Genomic DNA, 26,163 nt, shown 5'->3' with positions numbered 1-26,163 from the left:
CATCGGGCATGGGTGCTCCTTGTGAGTTCTACAGACCAGGCAGTATTTCCAGACCAATCGGTCAGTAAGTCAACTCAAGCACTGCGCAGCCTGTGATGTCAAGCACAGGCCGGCGGGGGCGGCGATCACCTCTGCAGCGGGGTGTGCTGGCTGAGCACTCAGGCGAAGGCGGAGATGCCGGTGATCGCACGGCCGGCGATGAGCAGGTTGATCGAATGGCTGCCCTCGTAGGTGTAGAGAGCTTCGATGTCCCCGGCCACTTTGGCCACCTCATAGTCGCTGACTATCCCGTTTCCGCCGAACACCTCCCGGGCCAGGGCGCCGGACTCACGGGCGGTTCTGGTCAGTGTCGCTTTGGTCAGGGAGGCGTGCATCATGGTCAGCTCACCGCGGGCCTGGATATCTGCTGTGTCGGCCATCATGGATGCCGAGAGGGCGAGGTTGCCGGCCACGGTGACCAGAGCGGACTGGACGAGCTGGAACGAGCCGATGGGCACTCCGAACTGCTTGCGCTGCCGGGCGTAGCTGCTGATCAGGTCGAAGAGTGCCTGCTGGGCCCCCACTGCCTGCCATCCCACCCAGGCGCGGGAGGCCATCAGCAGTCGGCTGGCCGCGGAGAACGAGGTGGCCCCGGGCAGCAGCGCTGAGTCGGCAACGACGACGTCGTCGAACTCCAGGTCCGCGTTCTGCATAATGCGCAGGCCGGTCTTGTTGCGGATGGCGCTGGCCCGGTAGCCGGCCGTGTCAGTGGGAACCAGGAAGCCCTTGACCTGACCGTCGGAGGTGTCGCGGGCCCAGATCAGGGCGATGTCGGCGATGGTGCCGGCCCCGATCCAGCGCTTGCGACCACGGATCACCCAGCCCTGGTCGGTGCGGGTGGCCGAGGTTTCCAATCCGCCAGCAATGTCTGAGCCGTGGTCCGGCTCCGTGAGGCAGAAGGCCCCCAGCGCCTCCAGGCGGCGCAGCCGGGGCAGCCAGGTCTGCTTCTGCTCGGCAGAGCCGAGCTCGGCGATGGTGCCGACGATGAGCTCGTTGTGGATCCCCAGCAGTGCCGACATGGAGACGTCGGCTCGGGCGGCGCAGGCGTGCACCAGCCCCTGGAACAGCTGTGAGGAGCCGTCCAGGTAGGTCTCTCCCAGGCCGAGGTCGGCCAGCGCCGGCAGCAGCTGATGCGGAAACTCCTCCCGGTTCCAGGGGTCGATGCTGGCAGGTCGCAGGGTCTGCTGGAGGCTGCGGTCAGTCGAGAGCAGCCGCTGGCGCTCATCTGAGGAGAGGTGCCGAGCCGCATCGAGGAAGTTCACGGCTGGGGACGTATCGGCGTCGTCGGTGTGGTCGGCGCGCTCAGCGGCCGGGGAGGTCCTTGGCGTCATCGTCGGTTCCTTCGTGGTGGGTCGCGGGCAGAGTTGGAAACGTCCTTTACCAACTATAGGACGTCCAAGTATATTAGGTGATAGCAATCACATTCGATACATTTCTGCCACCAGATCTACAAAGGAGGCGCCCGTGTCAGTCGCCGAAGAGCTGCGAGCCGCCCGAGACGGCCTGATCGCCCACCAGAATGATTGGGCCAAAGCCAGAGAAACGTTTGAATGGCCGCGGTTCGAGCACTTCAACTTCGGACATGACTGGTTCGACCACCTGGCGGCCTCTGCCGAGCGGGCTGATCAGAACGCGCTGGTCATTGTTGAGGAGAACGGCGACCGGGTGGCACGCACCTTCCGCGAGCTCAGCGAGGCCTCCAACCGGGTGGCGAATTGGCTGAGCGACCTGGGGGTGCGCCGCAATCAGCGGATCATTCTGATGCTGGACAACCAGGTGGAGCTCTGGGAGTCGATGCTGGCTGCCATCAAGCTCGGCGCAGTGCTGGTGCCCACCACCACGCAGATGGGTGCCCGTGACCTCCAAGATCGGGTGACGCGCGCTGAGGCGCGCTGGGTCATCGGGACCACCTCAGCAGTGCAGAGGTTCGCCGACGTCGAGGGCGACTTCACGCTCATCCACGTGCCGGGGGCCCATGCCGCCGCGGCGCAGAGGACAGCTCCTCAGGTGCCGTCCCGGACCGTCCGCTCCTACGACGACGCCTACTCAGCATCAGCTCAGCCGCCTCAGGTGGAACCGACTGGGGCAGATGAGACCATGCTGCTCTACTTCACCTCGGGGACCACCTCTCAGCCCAAGCTGGTCGAACATACGCATGCCTCCTACCCGGTGGGGCATCTGTCCACTCTGTACTGGATCGGCCTGGAACCGGGGGACGTGCACCTCAATGTCTCCTCACCGGGTTGGGCAAAACATGCCTGGTCCAACTTCTTCGCTCCGTGGCTGGCGGAGGCGACGATCTTCCTCTACAACTTCACCAAATTCGACCCCCAAGCACTGATGAAGGCCATGGAACGCGATGGCGTCAGCAGCTTCTGCGCACCCCCGACCGTCTGGCGGATGCTGATCAAGGCCGATCTGACGCAGCTGACCAGCCCGCCGAAGAAGCTGATCTCTGCCGGAGAGCCGCTCAACGCCGAAGTGATCGAACAGGTCCAGAAGGTCTGGAACTCCACTATCCGCGATGGGTTCGGTCAGACCGAAACCACCCTGCAGGTGGCCAACACTCCCGGTCGGCCCGTCACCCTGGGTGCCATGGGGGTCCCGCTGCCGGGCTACGAGGTGGTCCTCATTGACCAGGTCACCGAGGAGGAGTCCGACGAGGGGGAGCTGTGCCTGCGACTGGACCCGCGCCCGGTGGGACTGATGAAGGGCTACTACGGCGACGAGGAGAAGAACCGCGAGGTCTTCCGCAACGGTCTCTATCACACCGGAGATGTGGCCTCCCGCGACGAAAATGGGGTCTTCACCTATGTGGGCCGGGCAGATGATGTGTTCAAGTCCAGCGACTACAAGATCTCGCCCTTCGAGCTGGAGTCAGTGCTGGTGGAGCATCCGGCCGTCGTGGAGGCCGCCATCGTCCCGGCCCCGGATGACATTCGCCTCTCGGTGCCCAAGGCGTTCGTCACCCTGGCCACAGGGTGGGAGCCCACTGAGGAGACCGCCGCCACGGTGCTGCAGCACAGCCTGAACAGGCTCTCGCCCTATAAGCGCATCCGCCGGATCGAGTTCAAGGAGCTCCCGAAGACGATCTCCGGCAAGATCCGCCGCGTGGAGCTGCGCGGCATCGAGGAGCAACGTGCTGCCGAGGAGGCTGGGCCGGGCCGCTACGGGGTGGAATTCCGGGAGGAAGACCTTCCGCAGCTCACACGTCCCAAGGCGTGAGACCGACTGCCGCTGCGCCCCGTGATGGCCGAGACCGTACCTGAAGAGATCCAGGAGACGAACAATGCGCCCCCCGTTGGCCAAGGACCCGATCGCTGAGATTCAGAACAACTGGAAGAAGCAGGGGTGGGACTCGGCGGCAGCACCGGCTGCGGCGGTCACCGCGATTATGCGCACCCAGCAGATTCTGCTGGGACGGGCCCAGGAGATCCTGAAGCCCTACCGGCTCACCTTCGCCCGGTATGAGGTGATCTCACTGCTGAGCCACTCCCGGGAGAAGCGCATGCTGATGAACAAGGCCTCCGCGCTGCTCCAAGTACATCCGACGTCCATCACCAACGCGGTGGACAGGCTGCAGGACGCTGGCCTGGTGCAGCGCCAGCCCCATGAGTCCGACCGGCGGGCGATGCTGCTGGTGCTCACCGCCCAGGGCAGGAAGACAGCTGAGCAGGCCACAGCGGCGCTCAATGAGCAGCTGTTTGAACGGACCGGCTTCACACCCGGCCAGGTCGAGGACCTCAATCGGATCCTGGCGGACTTCCGCCGGGTCTCAGGCGACTTCCTCGGACCCTGACCAGATCACCGGTGACGCCACACCGGGTCGCGCTTCTGGGCAAAAGCACTCATGCCCTCTGCCTGATCCTCGGTGGCGAAGAGGGAGTGGAACATGCGACGCTCAAACAGCAGTCCTTGCCCAAGCGTGGACTCGAAGGCGGAGCCGACAGCCTCCTTGGCCATCTGCGTGGAGGGTTTGGACTTCGACGCGATCAGTTCGGCCACTGTGGTGGCCTCCGCTAGGACCTGATCATCGGCCACCACCCGTGAGACCAGTCCAATGCGCTCAGCCTCCGCGGCATCAATGCGCCGGCCGGTGAGGATCATATCCATGGCCTTCGCCTTGCCCACCGCGCGGGTCAGTCGCTGACTGCCGCCCATGCCGGGGATCACTCCAAGATTGATCTCAGGCTGACCGAACTTCGCGCCTTCGGCGGCAATGATGATGTCGCTCATCATAGCGAGCTCGCAGCCGCCGCCCAGGGCGAATCCGCTCACTGCTGAGACTATGGGGGTGCGCAGCCGAGTGAGGTCGTCCCACCGGCGGAACCAGTCATCGGCGTACATATCCGCGTAGCCCCGGTCGGCCATCTGTTTGATGTCGGCACCGGCGGCAAACGCCTTCTGGGAGCCGGTGATGAGGATCGTGCCGACGCCGGGGTCCGCGTCGAAGCCCATCGCTGCGGTGACGATCTCTTCCATCATTTCGGCATTGAGCGCGTTGAGCGCCTCGGGCCGGTTCAGCTGGATCGTGGCCACCCGGGATTCGGTGGAGACGACGATCGTGGAGTATTCGCTCATGCTCTACGCTCCTGGTGATTGGGAGTTGGCGCGGATGGTGCTGATGATGGCGGAGAAGTCCTGCGTGGCTCCCTCGCCCTCAGCAAACTCAGAATAGATGGCTGCGGCCAGCCGGCCCATCTGCCCGTCCACGCCCTTCTCATCGAGCGCGTTGGTGGCAAGTCCGAGGTCCTTTGCCATCAGGGCGCCGGCGAACCCGGGGGCAAAATCGCGGTTGGCCGGCGATGTCGGCACCGGGCCGGGCACCGGGCAATTGGTGGTCAGGGCCCAAGACTGCCCGGAGGCCTTGGACGCCACATCGTAGAGCGCCTGATGAGTCAGGCCGAGCTGCTCGCCGAGCACGAAGGCCTCACCGACGGCGATCTGGCTGACAGCTAGGATCATGTTGTTGCAGATCTTGGCCGCCTGACCCAGGCCGCTGGCTCCGCAGTGGACGACGCGAGCCCCCATGATCTCCAGCAGCGGGCGCAGCTGCCCGAAGACGTCGTCGTCGGCCCCGACCATGAACGCCAAAGTGCCTGCCTCGGCCCCGACCACCCCGCCGGAGACCGGGGCATCGGCCGCCTGAAATCCAGCCTGCTTCGCCAACTCGGCGGCTTCCTGGGCCTCTGAGATATTGATCGTGGAGCAGTCCAGGAACGTGGCACCCGGCTTGGCCGCCGCCAACAGCCCGGGGGAGTGCTGGTAGGCCGCCAACACGTGCTCACCGGAGGGCAGCATGGTCAGCACCACATCGGCCTCAGCCACCGCGTCCAAGGGGTCGGCGACCACCTCCACGCCGTTCTGCTGCGCGGTGTCCATGGCTTCGGCGACGACGTCGTACGCCTGCACGGGCACCCCGGCGGCCACCAAATTGGCGGCCATCGGCCCGCCCATGTTGCCCAGCCCGATGAACGCCACCTTGGGCTGGGCGGATGACTCTGCTGCAGTCTGACTCATCAGTGTCTCTCCTCGTGTTGTGCAGCGTGGCACGGCATTTTGCAGGGCTGGATTGTGCAGGGCTGGACGGCGCGGGTGATCAGCTGCCTTCGGGCATGATGAAGCTTGCGCCCTCTTTGGTGCCCGAGGGCCAGCGGGTGCTGACCGTCTTGGTCTTGGTGTAGAACTTGAAGCCGTCGGCCCCGTGCTGGTTGAGGTCGCCGAAGGCCGAGGCCTTCCATCCGCCGAAGGTGTAGTAGGAGATGGGCACCGGGATCGGCACGTTGACTCCGACCATGCCGACTTCTACCCGGGCGGTGAAGTCTCGGGCGGCGTCGCCGTCGCGGGTGAAGATGGCCACACCGTTGCCCATGTCATGCTCGGTGGGCAGCCGCAGTGCCTCCTCATAGTCGGCCGCGCGGACGATGGAGAGCACCGGTCCGAAGATCTCCTCCTGGTGGATGCGCATATTCGGGGTGACCCGGTCGAACAGGGTGGCCCCGACCCAGTAGCCGTCAGGATGACCTTCGACGACGGCGCCGCGGCCGTCGACGACCAGTTCGGCTCCCTCATCCACTCCGATGCCGATGTAGTCTTCGATCCGCGCCTTGGCATCAGCTCCGACCACCGGGCCGAAGTCGCTCTTCGGGTCCAGGGAGGGGCCCAGGGTGAGGTTGTTCATCCGCTCCAGCAGCTTCTCGCGCAGCACCTCGGCGGTGGCCTCGCCCACCGGCACGGCCACCGAGATCGCCATGCAGCGCTCCCCGGCGGAGCCGAAGCCGGCACCGATCAGGGCGTCGGCGGCCTGGTCCATATCGGCGTCGGGCATGATGATCATGTGGTTCTTCGCCCCGCCGAAGCACTGGGCGCGCTTGCCCTGGGCAGCCGCGGCGCTGTAGAGCGACTGGGCGATCGGCGTCGATCCGACGAACCCGATGGCCTTGACCCGCGGTTCCTCCACCAGGGCGTCGACCGCCTCCTTGTCCCCATTGACGACGTTGAGGGTGCCAGCAGGCATACCGGCCTCCAGGGCGAGCTCGGCCAGGCGCAGCGGCACCGACGGGTTGCGCTCAGAGGGTTTGAGTATGAAGCTGTTGCCCGCCGCCAAGGCGATCCCGGCCTTCCACAGCGGGATCATGGCCGGAAAGTTGAACGGGGTGATGCCGGCGACCACGCCCAGCGGCTGGCTGAGACTGTGGACGTCCATCCCCGTGGCGACGTTGTGCGAGAACTCGCCCTTGAGCATGTGCGGCGCTCCGGCGCCGAACTCCACCACTTCGACGCCGCGCTGGATGTCGCCCATGGCGTCGCTGAAGATTTTTCCGTGCTCGTTGGAGAGCGTCTCAGCGAGCTCATCGCGGTGGGTCTGAATCAGATCCACCCACTTCAGCAGGATGCGTGCGCGCCGCTGCGGGTTCAGCCGCGACCACTCGCCGAAGGCCTGCTCAGCGGAATCAACTGCGGTGCGCACCTCATCGGCAGAGGCCAGTGCCACTTGGGCGGTGACTTCGCCGCGCACCGGGTTGTAGACACCCTTGGTGCGCCCGGAGACGCCGCTGACATGTTTGCCATGGATGAAGTGGGTCAGTTCCGTCATGGGTTGATGCTCCTTAGGCGGTGGGCCGCGGTGGAAATGTGAATGTGACGCATCTCTCAGGTGCCCAGCCTACTGCCCAGGTGATTGGACGTGCAACTATCTCGGCCGCCTGCGCAGCCGCCCAGTCGATGCTGCCGCCGGGTCGATACGATGGGCGCATGTCGGCCGGACGGTATGCGCCCAGTCCCTCGGGGGATCTGCATGTGGGAAACCTGCGCACCGCGATGCTCGCATGGCTCTTCGCCGCCGGCAGCGGGCGCAGGCTGCTGCTGCGCTATGAGGACCTCGACGCTTCCCGCACGGTGGAGGGGTCTGCCCAGCGTCAGTTGGCCGATATGACAGCGTTGGGGATCACCTTCGACGCCGAGCCGCTGCGACAGTCCCAGCGACAGACGATCTACGACGACGCCGTGGCGCAGCTGGCCGATCGCGGCCTGGTCTACGAATGCTACTGCACCCGCCGGGAGATCCAGGACGCTCCCCGTGCCCCGCACGCGCCCCCCGGTGCGTACCCGGGCACCTGCCGCACCCTGAGTGCGGCCGAACGTGAGCAGCGGCGAGCCCACCGTGCCCCGGCGCTGCGGCTGCGCTCCGCCGTTGATGAGGGCGCCGTCTACGACCATCTGCTGGGTGAGGTGCGGGCGGCGGTGGATGACCTGGTGCTGGTGCGCAACGACGGTGCGGCCGCCTACCATCTTGCCGTCGTCGTCGATGATCACCTCACCGGGGTGGACCAGGTGGTCCGCGCCGAGGACCTGGCTGACTCCGCCCCTCGTCAGGCGTATCTGCGCCGGCTGCTGTATGGGGCTCAGGCGGCGGAGCAGGTGCAGTACGCCCATGTTCCGCTGGTGGTCAACGCGGCCGGAAAGCGGCTGGCCAAACGTGACGGCGCTGTCACGCTCAGTGAGCTGGCGGGGCAGGGGGTCAGCGCTGAGCAGGTCCGCGATGTGCTGCTGGAGTCTCTCGGACTTCCCGCCGACACCCTGGAACAGGCCCTGGCTCGCTTCGACCCGGCCGGGCTTCCGCGTGCTCCCTGGGTGTGGAATCCTGAGGTGGCGGCACACTCGCTGAATCAGGGGTCTATGATGTCATTGGATTTCACCCGGCAGAGCAGATCACAGCAGAGCAAAGGAGCTTGACCATGAGCGAAACGGTCATCGTGGCAGGAGCACGCACGCCCATCGGGAAGCTGATGGGCGGGTTGTCCAGCCTATCGGCGGCCCAGCTCGGCTCCCGCGCGATCGAAGGGGCCCTGCAGAAGTCAGCCGTTGAGGCGACCGCGGTGGACTACGTCATCATGGGACATGTGATCCAGGCAGGAGCCGGTCAGAACCCCGCCCGCACCGCCGCCTTGGGGGCCGGCATTCCCGCCTCAATCCCCTCCATCACCGTCAACAAGGTCTGCCTGTCCGGGCTCAACGCCGTCGCCACAGCCGACCAGATGATTCGCGCCGGCGAGTGCGAGGTGGTGGTGGCAGGCGGCATGGAGTCGATGTCTCAGGCGCCGCACCTGCTGCCCGGATCCCGCAAGGGGTTCACCTACGGCGACACCTCCCTGGTGGACTCCATGGCCTACGACGCCCTCTTCGACCAGGCCACCGACCAGCCCATGGGCGCGCTGACCGAATCCTGCAACACCGGAGACGCCGAGGTCTCCCGCGAGGAGCAGGACAGTCTTGCCGCCGCCTCCCACCAGCGCGCCGAAGCCGCCTGGAACAACGGCCTGTTCGACGACGAAGTGGTGCCGGTTGATGTGCCCCAGCGCAAGGGGGAGCCGGTCACCGTCAGCCGGGACGAGGGCATCCGGGAAGGTGCCACCGCCGAGTCGCTGTCCGGTCTGCGCCCCGCTTTCGCCAAGGACGGCACCATCACCGCCGCCAGCTCCTCGCAGATCTCCGACGGCGCCTGTGCCCTGGTGGTGATGTCCAAGGAGAAGGCTCAGTCGCTGGGTCTGGAGTGGATCGCGGAGATCGGTGCCCACGGCATGGTCGCCGGACCCGACTCCAGCCTTCAGCTGCAGCCGGCCAACGCCATCGCCGCAGCCTGTCGCAAGCAGGGTACCGAGGTCGACTCCCTGGACCTGGTGGAGATCAATGAGGCCTTCGCAGCTGTGGGCCTCGCCTCCGCCCGCGAACTGGGGATCAGCACCGATAAGGTCAATGTCAACGGCGGTGCCATCGCCATGGGCCACCCGGTGGGCATGTCAGGGGCGCGAATCGTGCTGCACCTGGCCCACGAGCTGGCCCGGCGCGGCGGCGGCACCGGAGCGGCGGGTCTGTGCGGCGGCGGCGGTCAGGGAGACGCGCTCATCCTCAAAGTCTGAGGGCATTCCGTCTGCGGCTCGGCACACTCAAGCCGTCCACATGACGAAATTCGGCCGCACCGACTTGCACCGACGCGGCGGATCCAGCAGACTCGTATACAGGTCAAGAGTGCCACTGCAAAACCCCGGTTTAGTGGCCGGCAACCCTCCAGTTCGCGGTGGGGTGCCCCGGGTGAGGACCTGGCCGGATGGAGAACCCATCTCGGCAAGCGCGGACCTCATACTCCCAAAGTCTGAGGTCTCCGAAAGACTGTAAAAGGGAGATTCTCATGAGCGAATACACCTGGCAGCCCGAGGCGGCCAACTTCGAGACCCGTCAGATTCACGCTGGAGTTGCCCCGGACCCGGCGACCGGTGCGCGTGCGCTGCCGATCCACCAGACCACCAGCTACGTCTTTCCCGACGCAGAGACCGCCGGCAACCGATTCGCGCTCTCCGAACTGGGCCCGATCTACTCCCGCATCACCAACCCCACCGTGGAGGCCGTGGAGAATAAGATCGCTGCCCTGGAGGGCGGAGTAGGGGCGCTGGCTCTGGGCTCGGGTCAGGCCGCCACCACGCTGGCGCTGCTGAACATCGCCCACTCCGGAAACCACATCGTGGCCTCAGCCTCCCTCTACGGGGGGACGCAGAACCTGTTCAAGCACACCCTGCCCAAATTCGGCATCGAGGTCAGCTTCGTCGAGGACAGCGACGACCTCGACTCCTGGCGCGCGGCGATCAGGGACAATACGGTCGCATTCTTCGGTGAGGCGCTGCCCAACCCCCAGGGCGATGTGCTGGACATCGAAGCTGTGGCCGGACTGGCCCACGAATTCGGCGCACCGCTGATCGTGGACAACACCCTGCCCAGCCCCTACCTGCTGCGGCCCATTGAGCACGGAGCCGACGTCGTCGTCCATTCGGCCACCAAGTTCCTCGGCGGCCACGGCACGGCGATGGCCGGGGTCATCGTCGACTCCGGAAAGTTCGACTACAGCGCCTACCCCGAGCGCTACCCGGGCTTCAACACCCCCGACGAGAGCTACAACGGTATGGTCTTCGCCCGCGACCTGGGGCCCGAGGGTGTGTTCGGAGTCAACCTCGCCTACATCATGAAGGCGCGGGTGCAGCTGCTGCGCGACATCGGCCCGGCGCTCTCGCCGCACAACGCCTTCGAGATCAACCTGGGCCTGGAGACCCTGAGCCTGCGCATGGAGCGCCACGTGCAGAACGCTGAGCGGGTGGCCGAATATCTGGAGAACCACGACGCCGTCGCGCGGGTCACCTATTCCGGCCTGGCCTCCAGCCCCTACTACCAGCGCGCGCAGAAGTACCTGCCCAAAGGCGCCGGATCCATCATCTCCTTCGAACTCCACGGCGGAGCCGAGGACGGCCGAGCCCTGGTCGATGCGCTGCAGTTGCACTCGATGGTGGCCAACGTGGGCGATGTGCGCTCGCTGGTCATCCACCCGGCCTCCACCACCCACAGCCAGCTCACCGAGGCCGAGCAGCGGGCTGCCGGTGTGAGTCCCTCGCTGGTGCGGCTCTCAGTGGGCTTGGAGCACATCGACGACATCCTGGCCGACCTGGAGCAGGGGCTGGCCAAGGCACCCAGAGGCTAGGGTAGCACAATGGCTGCCTCAGACCTACTCCACGATCTGGCCCCCACTGTGGACAACGACTTCGGCGACCGGCCCGCCGGTGCGCTGAAGACCTTCCACGCCGGGCCCTTCACGTGCGAGACCGGTGGACACCTTCCCGAAGTGCAGCTGGCCTATGAGACCTGGGGGGAGCTCAACGAGGCCGGAGACAACGCTGTACTGGTCGCCCATGCGCTCACCGGCGACACCCATGTGGCCTCCAGCCCGGCTGATCCGGACATCGGCTGGTGGGAGGGCCTGCTGGGTCCGGGACGACCCATCGACACCGACAGGTGGTTCGTCATCGCCCCGGCCATGGTCGGCAGCTGCTACGGATCCACCGGCCCAGCATCGGCGGACCCCGACGGAGTGCCCTGGGGGTCCCGGTTCCCATATGTGACCATCCGCGATGCCGTCCAGCTGGAGAAGCGGCTGCTGGATCACCTGGGGATCACCCGGCTGCGCACTGTGATCGGCGGCTCCATGGGTGGTGCCCGGGCACTGGAGTGGGCGGTGACCTACCCCGAGTTCGTCGACGGCCTGGGCGTCTTCTCCTGCGGAGCCGCCTCCACCGCAGAGCAGATCGCCTTCGGTCAGGCCCAGGTGCTGGCCATCCGCAACGACGCGAACTTCCGCGGAGGCGACTACTACGACGGCCCCCGACCTGAGGCGGGGCTGGGACTGGCCCGGCGGATCGCCCACATCACCTACCGTGCCGAGGCTGAGCTGCAGGTGCGGTTCGGCCGAGCGGCCCAGGGCGCCGAGGACCCCTTCGCTCCGCGAACCGCAGGGGAGCCGCGCGGCCGCTATCAGGTGGAGTCCTACCTGGATCACCAGGCGTCAAAACTGGCCGAGCGCTTCGACCCCAACGCCTACATGGTGCTGGCCGAAGCGCTGATGAGCCACGACGTCGGGCGCGGACGCGGCGGAGCCGAGGCCGCCCTGGCACGGGTGCAGGCGACGCCGTTCATAGCCGCCGTCGACACCGACCGGCTCTACTTCCCCGAACAGTCCCACCAGCTGGCTGAGCTGATCCCGGGCAGCCACACGGTGCACATGATCACCTCACCGATCGGCCATGACGGCTTCCTCACCAGCGCAGAGCAGCTCGGCGAGGCCATGCGCACCACCCTCAAACTCTGATGCCCGGTGCAGAGCCCACCGCCCGGCGCAGAGCCCACCGCACGGTGCAGGCCCCACCGCGACGCCTAGTGGGCGTTTAGCGCCGCAATAACGCGGTGAGGCGCCAACAAACCGGCACATATCGCCCATCAGAGCCGAGAGCCAGGCAGCGCAGGCCAACGGGCAGCACTCGGCGGTCCAGCGCTGGTGGCGCAGCGCTCAGTGGGCCAGCGCCCCGCAGTTGGGCGTAGAGTATGTTGTCGAACCCGTCACGGATCCGTCCGAAGCACCAGAAGCACCCAAGGAGTCTCTATGAGCAGCGACCGTCCGCGCACTGAACCCGGTGAGACACCGGAACCCGCTGTGGCACCGGAGTCCGCTCTGGCACCGGAGTCCACTGGCGCCGGTGAGCACACCTCAGCCGAGGCCGAGGCCGACGCCGCAGAGACAGCACCGCGCAAGGTTCATCCTCCGCAGGCGCCCGCCGCACTGGGCGGTATGGGATCCACCGGTCCGATCACGATCGTGTCCAAGCGGCGCTGACCGCCCCGGCACCTCGCAGCAGATCAGCTCTGCTCCGGCGCGCCCTCTGCGGAGTCTGCGTCTGCGTCCACCGCTCCCGGAGGCATGGATCCTCCGAACAGCGGCTCAATGTTGGGGCGCTTAGGGATAACTCCGTCTCCGGAGGAGCGGCCGCGCAGCCGCCGAATCACCCAGGGGAACAGGTGGTGTCGGGCCCAGACAGCATCGTCGACCCGGGCCTCCCGCCACGTCCGCTCAGGTGCGGTGCGCGGCTGCACTGGGTTGAGGTCATGGTCCACATTCAAAGTGTCCAGCACCATCGCCGCGATCGTGTGGTGGCCCAGCGGGGAGAAGTGCAGCCGATCCTCGTCCCACATCTCAGGCCGGGTCAGCTCACGCAGGCTCCACATATCGGCGACGACGGCGTCGTGCCGCTGGGCAATGGTGCGCACGTTCTCGTTGAAGATGGCTACTTTGCCCCGAATGGAGCCCATCACCGGGGTCTCACGCACGTCCGGGCCGTTGAACAGCACGATGGTGGCCCCGGTGGTCGCTAGAATCTGGACCAGCGTGTCGAGGATCCGTGCGGTTTCGTCCGGATCAGTGCCCGGGCGGATCACATCGTTTCCGCCTGCGCAGAGGGTGATCAGATCCGGCTTCAGCGCCAAAGCCGGGGCCACCTGCTCGTCGCGGATCTGCTCAATAAGCCTGCCGCGCACTGCGAGATTGGCATAGGCGAAATTCGGTGTGGCGGTGGCCAGCTCATCGGCCACCCGGTCAGCCCAGCCGCGGTGATAGCCCGGCCGGGAGCTGTGCGGGTCGCCGATGCCTTCGGTGAAGGAATCGCCCAGTGCGACGAATCGCGTCCACGGGTGCTGCGGCGTGGACTGCGGCACTTTCTGCGGTGCCTCCCCAGGCTGCTTCTCGACGCTTGAGGAGTCTGGGGCTGCTGAAGAATTATCGGCTGCTGTGCTCACGAAGATCATTGTGCCAAACGCGGCCGCCCTCGTCCTCACCTGCGGCGGATCCTTCGTAGAATGGGGCTATGGCAACTGACTACGAGGTCATCTGGACCCGCGAGGAAGACGAACGCGCCGGCACCCCACTGGTGGTGCTGCTGCACGGATACGGATCACACGAGCGAGACCTGCTCGGACTGGTTCCCGGACTGCCGCAGGAGTTCACCTACGCCTCACTGCGGGCGCCGGTGGAGATGGGCCCCGGCGCCTACACCTGGTTCGACCTCGACGTGGAGCGGATGGCCTACTCCTCGTCGGCGGCCCACGACGCCGTGGAGGATCTGTGGAGTTGGATCGCCTCCGTCAAGGACCAGCACAGTTCGGTCACCCTGCTCGGCTTCTCCATGGGCATGGCGATGGCCACCAGCCTGCTGCGGACCAGGCCGGATGCGTTCGCCGCCGTCGTCGGGCTCTCCGGCTTTGCCGTGGACTCCAGCACCGGAGGTGAGCTGCAGGGCTATTTCGACGACCAGGGCCTGGCCGCGCGCCGGGTGCCCTTCTTCTGGGGTCGGGACCAGGAGGACCCGATCATCACCTCAGATCGCACCGAATACACCCACCAGTGGGCCAACCAGACGGTCAAACTGACCAAAGTGCTCTACCCCGGTGCTGGCCACGGCGTGGTGCCGCAGGAGATCGGTCACGTCAACGAGTTCCTCACCTATACCGTGCTGGGGCGGTGACCTGGTCGTCGTCGCGGGGCGCCTGGCCGATTATCACCGTCCTATCGGATTATCACCCTCGTCTGCGACAGTGATGAAGCGCTAAGACGGCGATGAAGCAGGTGGGGGCAAGGTGGGGCGGCAGTGCAGGCAGGGCGGAGACTGTTCAGTCCTCACGCACCGGAACGAGGGTGAGATTCGGCAGACCGAACTCCTCACCGCTGAAGCGCACGCGCTGACCCAGCGCCACCCGGGCGCCGCGGCGATCCTCCGGCGCGCCGTCCACCGAAACCGCGCCGGCAGCTATGACCTCGCGGGCCACCACCCCAGACTCCACGGCACCGGCCAACTTCAGCAGCTGGCCCAATCGGATGGATTCGTCTCTGATCGGCACCTCAACGGTCTCATCACTCATGGTCCCCAGTCTGCCACCCGGTCCCAGTTTGCCGCCTGAGGTAGCAGGCGAGGCAGGGCAGGCCCAGATCGATCACAGCCGTCGGCATGCATAGAGTGGTCCGTATGAGTCCCCACGGTTCCGCCCCGCAGCGCTCGCCGCTGGTGGTGGCCGGGCTGCTGCTGCTGATGGTGATCACCGGAATGGCTATCCCCGGGCAGGGGAGAATCAACGCGGCACTCTCAGCCCAGACCGGTGATCCCTTCCTGGCCGGGCTCATCAGCTTCTTCACCGGGCTGCTGCTCATTGCGGCGATCACCTTCGCCGCACCGCGCGGGCGGCGGGCCATGCGTGAGATCAGGCCGGCTCTGCGCAGCGGTGCGGTCAAATGGTGGTATCTGTTGGCCGGCTGCGTGGGTGCCTACTTCGTACTGACCCAGACACTGACGATCGGGCTGATCGGTGTGGCAGTGTTCACCGTGGCTGTGGTCACCGGGCAGACCGTCGGAGGTCTGCTCTGGGACCGGGTGGGGTTGGGCCCCGCCGGGCGAATCCGGATCAGCCCGCTGCGGGTGATCGGGGCGGCGCTGACCGTGGTGTCGGTCTTCTGGGCCGTCTCCCCGCAGCTGAGCGGCGCTGATAAGGAACTCATCTGGCTGCTGGTGATCCTGCCCTTCTCCGCCGGCCTGCTCAACGCTGGCCAGCAGGCGCTCAACGGCAGACAGTCGGTCGCCTACGGAAGTGCGCTGCCGGCCACACTGTTCAACTTCGTCTCCGGCACAGTCCTGCTGCTGCTGGTCTGGGGCATCAAACTTCTGATCAACGGCCCCGGCGCCGGTGACCTGCCCACTGAATGGTGGTACTACATCGGCGGGCTGCTGGGCTGCGTGTTCATCGGCGTCGGGGCGGTGCTGGTCACCAAGGTCGGTGTGCTGCTGGCTGCCATGGGCATGATCGCGGGCCAGCTGCTGGGCTCCCTCGCGCTGGATCTGCTGGTGCCGGCACCGGGTTCGATCGTGACCACTGCCACGGTGCTGGGTACTGTGATGACTCTGGTCGCCGTCGTCCTGGCCTCTCTGCCGGACTTCTTCCGAGGCGGCGGCAAGAAAGGTCTCCCCCCTGAGGGGTAAGCTGGCCTGCGAATCAGATCTGAGCTAAGAAGCAGGAGCAATCACCTCACCATGGCAGAGTCCACGCTCGACAAAGTCATCAACCTGGCCAAGCGCCGCGGCTTCGTCTACCAGGCCGGCGAGATCTACGGCGGGTCCCGCTCCGCCTGGGACTACGGGCCCCTGGGCACGGAGCTGAAGGAGAACATCAAGGCTGAGTGGTGGCAGACCTTCGTGCGCGGACGCGGCGACATGGTGGGCTTGGACTCATCGATCATCCTGCCGTCGGCCGTATGGCAAGCTTCGGGGCACCTGGAGACCTTCACCGACCCGCTGGTGGAATGCCTGCAGTGCCATAAGCGTCACCGGGAGGACCACCTCATTGAGGCGTTTGAGGACAAGAAGGGCCGCGCACCGGCCGACGGGCTGAGCGAGGTGGCCTGCCCCGACTGTGGCACCAAGGGCAAGTTCACCGAGCCGCGCGCCTTCTCCGGGCTGGTGAAGTCCTACCTGGGCCCCGTCGACGACGAAACCGGCCTGCACTACCTGCGGCCGGAGACCGCTCAAGGCATCTTCGTGAACTTCTCCAATGTGGTCACCTCCGCGAGGCGCAAGCCGCCCTTCGGCATCGGCCAGATCGGCAAGGCATTCCGCAACGAGATCACCCCGGGCAACTTCATCTTCCGCACCCGGGAGTTCGAACAGATGGAGATCGAGTTCTTCGTGCCCCCGGCTGAGGCCGACGCGTGGTACCAGCGCTGGGTGGAGGACTCCGAGCGCTGGTTCACCGACCTGGGTCTCAACCCGGAGCACCTGCGCCGCTTCGACGTCCCCGACGAGGAGCGTGCGCACTACTCGGCAGCCACCATTGACCTGGAGTACCGGTTCAACTTCCCCGGCTCCGAATGGGGCGAGCTGATGGGCATCGCCAACCGCACCGACTATGACCTGGGCACCCACATCAAGCACTCCGGCAAGGAGCTCAGCTACTTCGACCAGGCCACCGGGGAGCGCTACGTGCCCTTCGTGATCGAACCGTCCTTCGGCCTGACACGGGCGATGATGGCCTTCCTGGTGGACTCCTACGCAGAGGACGAGGCGCCCAACACCAAGGGCGGGGTCGACACCCGCACAGTGCTGAAGCTGCACCCGAAGCTCGCACCGGTCAAGGCCGCGGTCCTGCCGCTGTCGAAGAAGGCTGAGCTCGCCGAACCCTCGCAGAAGCTGGCTGCCACCCTGCGCAAACACTGGAACGTCGACTACGACGACGCCGGAGCGATCGGACGCCGGTACCGGCGTCAGGATGAGATCGGCACCCCGTTCTGCATCACCGTGGACTTTGACACGCTCGAAGACAACGCTGCGACCGTTCGGGACCGCGATCAGATGAACCAGGAGCGCGTGCCCCTGGAGGCGATCGAGAGCTACCTGTTCGACCGTCTGCGCTGACCAGGTGTGACCGGGCACACCGCCCGGCACCAGGGGCTTTGCGGAACGTCAGGTTCGGGTCTAGACTCGCGCAGGTGCTTGACTCTGCCGATAACAACGGTACCCCCACACTCACCCTGGACTCCGGACTCACTGTCCGCCCCTGGGCTGATGGCGATGACCTGAAGCTTCTTGAAATCTGGGGCGACCCGGAGAGCCCCATGCATCACTATGACCGGGGGCTGCTGCGCCCCTCGTCGAACGACCCGTGGGCACGGTGCATTGTGGCGGAGGCCAACGGTGTTCCGGTGGCGGCGGCCACCATCTTCCGCTCCTCCCTGCACCCGGACCGGCTCTCGCTCTACATCGAAGTGGCCCCCGAGCACCGGCGTAAGCGGGTCGCCTCCCAGCTGCTGCAGATCCTGGAGGCTGAGGTCCCCAACTGCGACGTGCAGTCGCTGAAGGCCCGCTGCGGCAAAGGGTCGGCTGCCCAGAGCTTCCTGAAGGACAGCGGCTTCCACAAGGTCCAGCACTCCCGCCAGGTGGTCGTCCAGCCCGGTGCCCTGCCGGTGCCCGATGTGGAGAACCTCCCCATCGACCTGGACGAACTGGCCACCGGATCGGTGGAGCTGACGCGTGTGGTCGCAGACTTCTACAACGACGTCCACGAATGGGACCCGGCCGAGATGACCATCGGACGTGCCCAGCGCATGCTGCTCAGCCCGGAGGCTGGTGCCACCGGTGCCGTGGTGCTGCGCCGAGACGACTCCGACTCGACGACCGACAGCCCCATCCTGGCCTTCGCCATCAGCTACACCGGCGAGCGCACCGATGAGCCGGCCGATGTGCTGCTGGGATGGGAACCGAAGCTGACCCAGGAGCAGGCCGATGCCGCCATCCGTCAGCTGCTGGCCCTGGTGGCGGCCCGGCACCCGGTCTCCTTGGAGGTCGACGACGCGATGGTGCCGCTGAGGGCCGTCGCCGTGGAGCTGGCCGCCGGCGACCACGCAGAGATCAACTTCGAAGCCCTGATCTACGCCCGCGACGTCGGCTGAGCCCCTTCCGCACCGTTCTTCGTAGGGCTTCTGCCTGATCGTAGACCTCTAGGGATGCGCAGAGACAGAACCCCTACGATAACGTGACCAGGTCTGCGCTGACTTGACCAGAGACGGATAATAGAGCTGTGACTGACATTCTCGACCGCCCCGCAGCCAGTGCTGCCCAGGCGTTGCTGCCTGCCCTGCAGCTGGGACCGATCACTGTGGACACCCCGGTGGTGCTGGCGCCCATGGCGGGAATCACCAATACCGCCTTCCGCAGGCTCTGCCGCGAGTACGGCGGCGGGCTCTACGTCAATGAGATGGTCACCGCACGTGCCCTGGTGGAGCGCCGGCCGGAGTCGCTGCGCATCATCAAGCATGAGCCCGATGAAGTGCCGCGCTCCGTGCAGCTGTACTCCGTGGACCCGGTGACCACCGGCCATGCGGTGCGCATGCTGGTGGAGGAGGACCGCTGCGACCACATCGACCTGAACTTCGGCTGCCCGGTGCCCAAAGTCACCCGCAAGGGAGGCGGAGCGGCGCTGCCCTGGAAGATTCGGCTGTTCGAGTCGATTGTCGCCACCACGGTGCGTGAAGCCTCCAAGGCGAACATCCCGGTGACGGTGAAGATGCGCAGGGGAGTGGACGAGGACCACCTGACCTATGTGGAGGCGGGCCGGGTCGCCCGCGACGCCGGCGTGGCTGCTGTGGCCCTGCACGGTCGCACCGCCAGGCAGCACTACTCCGGCACGGCCGACTGGGACTCCATCAAACGGCTGCGCGATTCGCTGCCGGACATCCCGGTGCTCGGCAACGGCGATATCTGGTCTGCTGAGGATGCCCTGGACATGGTGGAGCGCACCGGGGTCGACGGCGTCGTCGTCGGGCGTGGGTGCCAGGGCAGGCCGTGGCTCTTCGGTGACCTGCAGGCCGCCTTCGAAGGACGGGACGAGCGGTACCGGCCCGATCTGCCGATGGTGATCAGCACGCTGCTGCGGCACGCCGAAATGCTGATCCCCTATTTCGACGGCGACGAACGCAAGGCGATGCAGGACATCCGCAAGCATGTGGCCTGGTACTTCAAGGGTTACCCCATCGGAGGGTCGCTGCGCTCCCAGCTGGTCACCGTGGAGACCATGGCTCAGCTGCAGGACCTGTTGGGCGAACTGGACCAGAGCATCGGCTACCCCGGTGAGCCCGCCGAGGGCCCGCGTGGTCGGGCCGGATCAGCGAAGAAGGTGCACCTGCCCCAGGACTGGCTGGCCTCCCAGGAGCTGAACGCGCAGCAGCGTGAGATGATCCAGGCCGCCGAGGTCGACACCTCCGGCGGCTGATGCGCGCTTGTTCCCACCGGTATCCGCGCGTCCCCGCGAAATAACGTAGGGAAGCGGGAATCGGCCGGGGACGTGTGCCCGATAGAGTGAGCACTATGAGCGTGCGCAATGTAGAGCGTCTTGAGGGGCAGTACGCCGCCCTGGCGCCTGGTTACACCGAAGCTGATGAGGACCGCTGGGTGCCGGAGCACGGCAAGTCGGTCTACCGCTCCAGCTTCGAACGTGACCGGGCCAGGCTGCTGCACTCCTCGTCGCTGCGCAGACTCGGGGCAAAGACTCAGGTCGTCTCCCCGGACATGGATGACTTCTCCCGCACCCGCCTGACGCATTCCCTGGAGGTCGCACAGGTGGGGCGCGAACTGGGTCGGCTGCTGGGCTGTGACCCCGACGTCGTCGACGGTGCCTGCCTCTCCCATGACCTGGGTCACCCGCCCTTCGGCCACAACGGCGAAAGTGTGCTCAATGAGCTGTCTTCCGAGATCGGCGGCTTCGAGGGCAACGCCCAGACCCTGCGCATTCTCACCCGGTTGGAGTCCAAGCGTTTCCACCCCGATGGCCGCTCGGCCGGGCTGAACCTCACCCGCGCCTCACTGGACGCGGCGGTGAAGTACCCGTGGAGAGCTGAGGAAGCGCAGCTGAAGCCTGATGGGACGCTCAGCCCGAAGTTCGGCGTCTACCAGGACGATATGGAGGTCTTCGACTGGCTGCGCCGCGGCACCGTAGGCCGTCGCCAGCCCATGGAGGCCCAGGTGATGGACGCTGCCGACGACATCGCCTACTCCGTCCACGATGTGGAGGACGGCATCGTCAACGGTCGGTTTCAGCTGAAGTTCCTCAACGACGAGGTGCAGCGCGCCCGGGTCGTGCAGACCACCCAGGAATGGTATCTGCCGGAATCGGATCCGGGCCGCATCGAAGCCGCTCTAAGTCGTCTGGAGGCCAGCGACAGCTGGATGCTGGAGTCCGACAGCTCCCGCCGGGCGCTGGCCGGGCTGAAGAACATGACCAGCGAACTCATCGGCCGATTCTGCTCAGCCATCTACGCCGCCACGCGCCGGGCCCACGGCGACCACCCGCTGGTGCGCCACGAGGCAGACCTGGTGGTCCCCACTGACACCTTTGAAGAGATCTGCGTGATGAAGGGGATCGCCGCCAACTACATCATGGCCTCCCGGGAGCAGATGCCGGTCTACACCAGGCAGCGGGAGGTGATCAGTGGACTGCACGCTCTGCTTATGGACACTGGAGACCGCTTCCTGGACCCGCAGTTCCAAGCCGACTACCGCATCGCCGACGACGACGCTGGGCGCCAGCGGGCCATCGTGGACCAGATCGCCTCGATGACCGACGGCGCATGTTTGGAGTGGTACGCCACTCTGGTGAAGGGACAGCCGGTCACCAACCGGCTCTTCGCCTGAGCAGCTGCTTCCACCAGTCCGAGAGGTCGTAGGCATTGCTGGAGGGGGCCGGCCAGCTTACTTGCTGATATCGCCGGTGATGATTCCGTAGGCGCTCACGAGCTCGCCGGCGTCGACGAAGAGACTCAGATCGGGCTCTCCGGCGCCCATGGAGATCCGGCCGGTGATGGACTCATCAGCGTATATCGGCCACTGGGCGCCGTCGTCGGCAGCTGCGCCGAAGGGGGTGATCGTCCCGGGGTAGTAGCCGGTGGCTGCAAAGCCGTCGTCGGGGGAGGCCATGGAGAGCTTCTTCATCCCGGCCAGCTTGCGCAGCTTGGCCCAATCGACCTGCTTATCCCCCGGGATGAGGGCGATGACGTAGCTGTGCTCGGTCGCCGTCTGGGTCAGTTTGGCCTTGGCCACCAGGGTCTTGACGATATCTCTGGGTTCGATCCCCAGGTTTGCTGCTGCCTCTTCCAACGATGACGCCTGACCGCGTGGGGCGAATTCTATGCTCACGCCGCGGGCTTCGGCATCGGCGGCCACGCGCTGGCGTCCGGTCATCTCACTCATGGGTCCCAGCCTACCGAGGCAGCAGGCCGGCGGGGTGGGAGCGGACAGTTTTCCCCAGGGAGGCTGAGTCGCCGCTGCGGGGGTAGATTGGGGGTATGGCAGGCCTGATCAGACGCGAGGATATCGATGCGGTGCGGGAGCGTGCTGACCTGCGTGAGGTCGTCGAACAGTATGTGACGCTGAAGAAGGCCGGCATCGGCTCCTATAAGGGGCTGTGCCCGTTCCACGACGAGCGCACCCCGAGCTTCCACATCCGTCCGCATGTGGGCAGCTATCACTGCTTCGGCTGCGAAGAGTCCGGCGATGTGATCGCGTTCCTGCAGGCGATGGAGCACACCACCTTCCAGGAGACTGTGGAGCGGCTGGCCCAGAAGTACGGCATCGAGCTGCGCTACGAGGACGGCGGCTCCGGACCGGACAAGCAGGAAGCCTCCCGCCGCCAGCGGCTGCTGGACGCCCACAAGGTCGCTGACGAATTCTTCCAGCGCGCGCTGCAGTCCTCCGAAGCCCAGATCGGACGGGACATGCTCACCGGGCGCGGCTTCTCCCGTGAGCACGCTGAGCAGTTCGGCGTCGGCTACGCACCCCAGGGCTGGAACAACCTGCTGGCCCACCTGCGCAACAGGGGATTCCGCGACGACGAGCTGAAGGTGACCGGACTGTTCTCCGAGGGTCGCCGCGGCCTCTATGACCGTTTCCGGGGCAGGCTGATGTGGCCCATCCGAGACATGACCGGCAGCACTGTGGGATTCGGGGGCCGCCGACTCTACGAGGAGGACCAGGGGCCCAAGTACCTCAATTCACCGGAGACCCCGATCTATAAGAAGTCTCAGGTGCTCTACGGCATCGAGAGTGCCAAGCGCCATATCGCCAAACGCCGTCAACTGGTGGTGGTGGAGGGCTACACCGACGTGATGGCCTGCCACATCGCAGGAGTGGAGACCGCGGTAGCCACCTGCGGCACAGCGTTCGGCGAGGGCCACATCAAAATCGCCCGGCGGCTGCTCTCCGACGACGGCACCCCCGCGGAGGTGATCTTCACCTTCGACGGCGACGAGGCGGGCCAGCAGGCGGCAGTGAAGGCGTTCAACGAGGCCCACCAGTTCAACGCACAGACTTTCATCGCCGTGGGGCCCGATGGCATGGACCCCTGCGATGTGCGCCAGCACCGCGGTGATGAAGCGGTCCGGTCCGTCATCGAGTCCAAAACACCCTTGGTGGAGTTTGTGCTGCGCCGCAGGCTGCGCGAATGGGACTTAGCAACGGTCGACGGCCGAGTAGGGGCGATGCGGGCTGCCGCACCGATCGTGGCGGCAATCCGCGACCCCTCGCTGCGGGCGGCCTATGCCCGCGAGCTGGCCGGCTGGTTGGGAGCTGAAGTCCACGAGGTCGAATCAGCGGTGCGGAACGCCGCACGCACCGCCTCCCCGCGCGGCTCTGACCAACGCAGCTCTGCCTCACGTCGGCAGGACGGTCCGGACCGCGCTCGCCACGGAGACGGGCAGCAGAGTCAGCGCCCAGGGGCACCGGCATCCCACGGCTTTCAGCGCCCGAACACCGGCGACCCGGCGGTGATGATGGAACGGCAGGCGCTGGAGGTCATCCTGCAGCACCCCACACGGCTGACCGCGGAGCAGTGGGAAGAGATCTTCAGCGTCCGCTTCACCGCAGCCGCCCATCAGGCGCTGCATGACGGAATCCGCATCGCCGCCGCCAACGCCACTGACCCGCGCACCTGGGTGGAGACGGTGCGCCAGGAAGTGCCGGAACCGCTGCGAGCACTGGTCTCGGAGCTGGCCGTCACCAACCTGCCGGCGAAGACCGAAGAACACCTGGACCGCTACTGCCAGGAGATTCTCAACCGGTTGGTGGAGCTGAAGATCCAACATGAGAAGGCCAACCTGCTGGGCCGTCTGCAGCGGATGGACCCGACCCAGACCACCGAAGAGTACCGTCAGGTCAATGCTGAGCTGATGGAGTTGGAACACCGGCGGCGGGCGCTGAAGCAGGTCGAATAGGCGCACGGCACGTTCCTCACCACGATGCGTGCAGGGCCGTAGACTGGCGGCCATGTCTGCGCGCTTCATCGACCCGAACCATGACCCGTTCCTCTGGCTGGAGGACATCGACGGCGAACAGCCCCTGAGCTGGGTTGCCGAAAGAAACCGGCACGCTGAGCACCAGCTGCAGGATGAACAGTTCGGCCCGCTGCAGGAGTCGCTGCGCGACATCCTCGACGCCTCCGACCGCATCCCCGGGGTCACCAAGCGCGGCGACTGGCTCTACAACTTCTGGACCGATGCCCAGCATCCGCAGGGACTGTGGCGGCGCACCACCTTGGAGTCCTACAGGAGCCAGGAGCCGCAGTGGCAGACGCTGCTGGATCTGGATGCGCTCTCTGCCGAAGAGGGCACCACCTGGGTGTGGCACGGCGCTTCGCTGCTGCGCCCCGAACAGACCGACGACGACGTCCCAGGCTTCAGCCGTGCGCTGCTTGACCTCTCTCCAGGAGGAAGTGACGCCGATGTGACCCGGGAGTTCGACCTGCTGAGCGGCCAGTTCATCTCCTCCGAGGACGGCGGCTTCTACCGGCCCCAGGGCAAGGGAAGCCTCAGCTGGATCGACGTGAACACGGTGTACCTCTCCACGGACCAGCCCACTACTGACCAGCCCACTGATGATCAGCCGACGGCGGTGACCAGCGCGGGCTATCCGCGTGTGGCGCGCAGGTGGCGCCGAGGCACGGCACTGGCCGATGCTGAGCCGATCATCTCGGTCACCGAGGACGATCTGGTCGCCGCAGCCGCCTATGACTCCACACCCGGCTACGAACGCCACATCGGCCAGCGCGTCCTAGGCTTCTACGACGCCGAAACCTACCTCATCGACTATGACCAGGCAGACGAGCCCACCCTGCGGCGCATCGAGGTGCCCACCGACGTGGCAGTGGGGTTCCACCGTGACCTGATCTTCTTCTCACCGCGCACCGACACCGTCGTCGCCGGAACTCGGGTGGTCGGCGGAAGCCTGTGGGTGGCGCAGGCTGAGCAGTTCCTCACCGGTGCCGCAGAGCTCACCGCGCTGTTCACCCCCACCGAGTCCACCTCGCTGCAGGGCATCAGCGCCACCAAGAACATCTTCACACTGACCATCATGGAGGACGTGGTGGAGCATGTGGAGGCGCACTGGCGCGACGGCGGCCGGTGGAGGTCCCGCCGGGTGCTGGCCGATATCACCGGTTCGCTGGCAGTCGGCGCCTACGACTCTCGCCAGAGTGACGACGTCTGGATCACCGCCAACGACTTCCTGGTCCCGACCACCAGGTACCTGGGCTCACTCGCTCCGCTGCTTCATGGCGAGGTGGAGACCGTCGAAGTGGTCAAACAGGCCCCCGAGCGGTTCGAAGCCGACGGGCTGGCGACGGTCCAACGCTTCACCACCAGCGAGGATGGCACCCGCGTTCCGTACTTTTTGGTGGGCCCGGCCGAAGCCGTGCAGGCAGCCACCGAGGGCCCGCCGCGCGAATCTATCGCAGGAGAACAAACGAGCCCCACCATTCTCTACGGCTACGGCGGCTTCGAGATATCGCAGACGCCGAGTTACCTGTCATTAACAGGCAAAGCATGGTTGGAGGCTGGCGGCGTCTTCGCCCTGGCCAATATTCGCGGCGGCGGAGAGTACGGCCCCAGCTGGCACCGGGCGGCGCTGCAGCAGCATAGACACAAGTCCTTTGAAGACTTTGCCGCCGTCGCCCGCGACCTGGTCTCAACCGGAGTCACCACAGTGGGACAGCTGGCCTGCCGCGGAGGGTCAAACGGCGGGCTGCTGACCGGCAACATGCTCACCCGATACCCAGAGCTGTTCGGAGCCGTGGTCATCCAGGTCCCCCTGCTGGACATGAAGCGCTACGCGCAGCTGTTGGCCGGAGCCAGCTGGCGGGCTGAGTATGGTGATCCGGAGACCGCCGACTGGGAGTTCATCCAGAAGTTCTCCCCGTACCACCTGCTCAGCGCCGATGCTCAGTACCCACCGGTGCTGCTGACCACCAGCACCAAAGATGACCGCGTCCACCCCGGGCATGCGCGGAAGATGACGGCGGCGCTGGAGGCGGTGGGAGCTGATGTGACGTACTGGGAGAACACCCAGGGCGGCCACGGTGGGGCAGCCAACCCTGATCAGCAGGCTACGATGAACGCTCTCATCTACCGGTACCTGTGGATAAGGCTGCGGCGCTGATCAGGGTCCTCTGCGAGGTCAGACTCGCTCTTTGGCTGTGGCCAGCCCAACTGCATGATCGAACTCGCTTTCGAGCTCCGGGTTGTGCTGGTAAGTCAGCTTGCTGACCACCACGGCCACCACCACGTTGATCAGGAAGCCCGGCACGATCTCGTACAGGCTCTGGCCGAAGATCTCGGGGCCGTAGGAGCTCCAGATGAAGACAGTCGCCGCCCCGGAGACCATCCCCGCCAGTGCGCCCCAG

Annotated in this window: 22 protein-coding genes, 1 pseudogene and 1 riboswitch; of the genes and pseudogenes, 15 read left to right on the top strand and 8 right to left on the bottom strand. The window is 66.2% G+C overall.

The genetic code is table 11. The features are described 5' to 3' along the window. Nucleotides 1-158: 158 nt before the first annotated feature. The gene (locus FHX47_RS07225) at nt 159-1,370 is read right to left on the bottom strand and encodes an acyl-CoA dehydrogenase family protein (RefSeq protein WP_183358258.1); all 1,212 of its coding nucleotides are present in this window, start codon (nt 1,368-1,370) and stop codon (nt 159-161) included. Between the two features lie 133 nt (nt 1,371-1,503). On the opposite strand from FHX47_RS07225, the gene FHX47_RS07220 reads away from it, so the two are divergent. Beyond that, nucleotides 1,504-3,264 (top strand): AMP-binding protein, encoded by a 1,761-nt coding sequence (locus FHX47_RS07220; protein ID WP_183358257.1) that lies wholly within the window; start codon nt 1,504-1,506, stop codon nt 3,262-3,264. A 64-nt stretch (nt 3,265-3,328) separates the two neighbouring features. Next, nucleotides 3,329-3,838 carry a MarR family winged helix-turn-helix transcriptional regulator gene (locus FHX47_RS07215; RefSeq protein ID WP_183358256.1) on the top strand — a complete coding sequence of 170 codons (510 nt, stop codon included), beginning with the start codon at nt 3,329-3,331 and terminating at the stop codon, nt 3,836-3,838. A 5-nt stretch (nt 3,839-3,843) separates the two neighbouring features. Here FHX47_RS07215 and FHX47_RS07210 read toward each other — a convergent pair whose 3' ends face one another. The 3 genes from FHX47_RS07210 to FHX47_RS07200 form a co-directional block, all read right to left on the bottom strand. Beyond that, nucleotides 3,844-4,620, bottom strand: coding sequence for an enoyl-CoA hydratase (locus FHX47_RS07210; RefSeq protein WP_183358255.1), 777 nt, complete (start codon nt 4,618-4,620; stop codon nt 3,844-3,846). 3 nt (nt 4,621-4,623) lie between these two features. Continuing rightward, entirely contained in the window at nt 4,624-5,559 is a 936-nt protein-coding gene (gene mmsB, locus FHX47_RS07205) for a 3-hydroxyisobutyrate dehydrogenase (RefSeq protein WP_183358254.1), read from the bottom strand. Between the two features lie 79 nt (nt 5,560-5,638). Further along, complete coding sequence (locus FHX47_RS07200) at nt 5,639-7,135, bottom strand: CoA-acylating methylmalonate-semialdehyde dehydrogenase (protein ID WP_183358253.1); 1,497 nt, start codon at nt 7,133-7,135, stop codon at nt 5,639-5,641. A 158-nt stretch (nt 7,136-7,293) separates the two neighbouring features. Between FHX47_RS07200 and gluQRS the strand changes: the two genes are divergently transcribed. From gluQRS to FHX47_RS07175, 5 genes are all read left to right on the top strand, one after another. Then, a complete protein-coding gene (gluQRS, locus tag FHX47_RS07195; protein ID WP_183358331.1) occupies nt 7,294-8,274 on the top strand; it encodes a tRNA glutamyl-Q(34) synthetase GluQRS in 981 nt (326 codons plus the stop codon). A gap of 2 nt (nt 8,275-8,276) precedes the next feature. After that, nucleotides 8,277-9,458, top strand: a complete 1,182-nt coding sequence (locus tag FHX47_RS07190) for an acetyl-CoA C-acetyltransferase (RefSeq protein WP_183358252.1) — start codon at nt 8,277-8,279, stop codon at nt 9,456-9,458. A 101-nt stretch (nt 9,459-9,559) separates the two neighbouring features. After that, nucleotides 9,560-9,676, top strand: a riboswitch (SAM riboswitch). 51 nt (nt 9,677-9,727) lie between these two features. Beyond that, nucleotides 9,728-11,062, top strand: a complete 1,335-nt coding sequence (locus tag FHX47_RS07185) for a bifunctional o-acetylhomoserine/o-acetylserine sulfhydrylase (protein WP_183358251.1) — start codon at nt 9,728-9,730, stop codon at nt 11,060-11,062. A 9-nt stretch (nt 11,063-11,071) separates the two neighbouring features. Further along, a complete protein-coding gene (gene metX, locus FHX47_RS07180) occupies nt 11,072-12,223 on the top strand; it encodes a homoserine O-acetyltransferase MetX (RefSeq protein ID WP_183358250.1) in 1,152 nt (383 codons plus the stop codon). 291 nt (nt 12,224-12,514) lie between these two features. Further along, entirely contained in the window at nt 12,515-12,745 is a 231-nt protein-coding gene (locus tag FHX47_RS07175; RefSeq protein WP_183358249.1) for a hypothetical protein, read from the top strand. A gap of 23 nt (nt 12,746-12,768) precedes the next feature. Here FHX47_RS07175 and FHX47_RS07170 read toward each other — a convergent pair whose 3' ends face one another. Next, entirely contained in the window at nt 12,769-13,620 is an 852-nt protein-coding gene (locus FHX47_RS07170) for an SGNH/GDSL hydrolase family protein (protein ID WP_343064337.1), read from the bottom strand. A gap of 149 nt (nt 13,621-13,769) precedes the next feature. Between FHX47_RS07170 and FHX47_RS07165 the strand changes: the two genes are divergently transcribed. After that, a complete protein-coding gene (locus FHX47_RS07165) occupies nt 13,770-14,426 on the top strand; it encodes an alpha/beta hydrolase (RefSeq protein WP_183358248.1) in 657 nt (218 codons plus the stop codon). 145 nt (nt 14,427-14,571) lie between these two features. Here FHX47_RS07165 and FHX47_RS07160 read toward each other — a convergent pair whose 3' ends face one another. Next, on the bottom strand, nt 14,572-14,820 hold the full coding sequence (locus tag FHX47_RS07160) for an RNA-binding S4 domain-containing protein (protein ID WP_183358247.1): 249 nt from the start codon (nt 14,818-14,820) through the stop codon (nt 14,572-14,574). 104 nt (nt 14,821-14,924) lie between these two features. Between FHX47_RS07160 and FHX47_RS07155 the strand changes: the two genes are divergently transcribed. The 5 genes from FHX47_RS07155 to FHX47_RS07135 all read left to right on the top strand — a co-directional run bounded on the left by FHX47_RS07155 (nt 14,925) and on the right by FHX47_RS07135 (nt 21,128). Continuing rightward, nucleotides 14,925-15,929 (top strand): DMT family transporter, encoded by a 1,005-nt coding sequence (locus FHX47_RS07155; RefSeq protein WP_183358246.1) that lies wholly within the window; start codon nt 14,925-14,927, stop codon nt 15,927-15,929. Between the two features lie 51 nt (nt 15,930-15,980). Then, nucleotides 15,981-17,357: a glycine--tRNA ligase gene (locus FHX47_RS07150; RefSeq protein WP_183358245.1), complete on the top strand. Its 1,377-nt coding sequence runs from the start codon at nt 15,981-15,983 to the stop codon at nt 17,355-17,357. Between the two features lie 74 nt (nt 17,358-17,431). Continuing rightward, a complete protein-coding gene (locus tag FHX47_RS07145) occupies nt 17,432-18,391 on the top strand; it encodes a GNAT family N-acetyltransferase (RefSeq protein ID WP_183358244.1) in 960 nt (319 codons plus the stop codon). Between the two features lie 137 nt (nt 18,392-18,528). Then, nucleotides 18,529-19,710: a tRNA dihydrouridine synthase DusB gene (dusB, locus tag FHX47_RS07140; RefSeq protein ID WP_183358329.1), complete on the top strand. Its 1,182-nt coding sequence runs from the start codon at nt 18,529-18,531 to the stop codon at nt 19,708-19,710. Nucleotides 19,711-19,805: 95 nt separating this feature from the next. Continuing rightward, nucleotides 19,806-21,128, top strand: coding sequence for a deoxyguanosinetriphosphate triphosphohydrolase (locus FHX47_RS07135; protein WP_183358243.1), 1,323 nt, complete (start codon nt 19,806-19,808; stop codon nt 21,126-21,128). A 57-nt stretch (nt 21,129-21,185) separates the two neighbouring features. On the opposite strand, the gene FHX47_RS07130 is transcribed toward FHX47_RS07135, so the two are convergent. Further along, entirely contained in the window at nt 21,186-21,683 is a 498-nt protein-coding gene (locus tag FHX47_RS07130; protein ID WP_183358242.1) for an aminoacyl-tRNA deacylase, read from the bottom strand. Nucleotides 21,684-21,778: 95 nt separating this feature from the next. Between FHX47_RS07130 and dnaG the strand changes: the two genes are divergently transcribed. Both dnaG and FHX47_RS07120 read left to right on the top strand, forming a co-directional pair. Then, complete coding sequence (dnaG, locus tag FHX47_RS07125) at nt 21,779-23,701, top strand: DNA primase (RefSeq protein WP_183358241.1); 1,923 nt, start codon at nt 21,779-21,781, stop codon at nt 23,699-23,701. Between the two features lie 52 nt (nt 23,702-23,753). Next, nucleotides 23,754-25,919 carry a prolyl oligopeptidase family serine peptidase gene (locus tag FHX47_RS07120; RefSeq protein ID WP_183358240.1) on the top strand — a complete coding sequence of 722 codons (2,166 nt, stop codon included), beginning with the start codon at nt 23,754-23,756 and terminating at the stop codon, nt 25,917-25,919. An 18-nt stretch (nt 25,920-25,937) separates the two neighbouring features. Here the strand turns inward: FHX47_RS07120 and FHX47_RS07115 are convergent. Continuing rightward, nucleotides 25,938-26,163, bottom strand: a pseudogene (locus tag FHX47_RS07115) (sodium:proline symporter); the annotation flags it as partial.

The organism is Garicola koreensis (assembly GCF_014195445.1).
GTDB lineage: Bacteria > Actinomycetota > Actinomycetes > Actinomycetales > Micrococcaceae > Nesterenkonia > Nesterenkonia koreensis.
The sequence above is the reverse complement of the archived record's forward strand: the minus strand, read 5'-3'. Positions and strand labels throughout refer to the sequence as shown.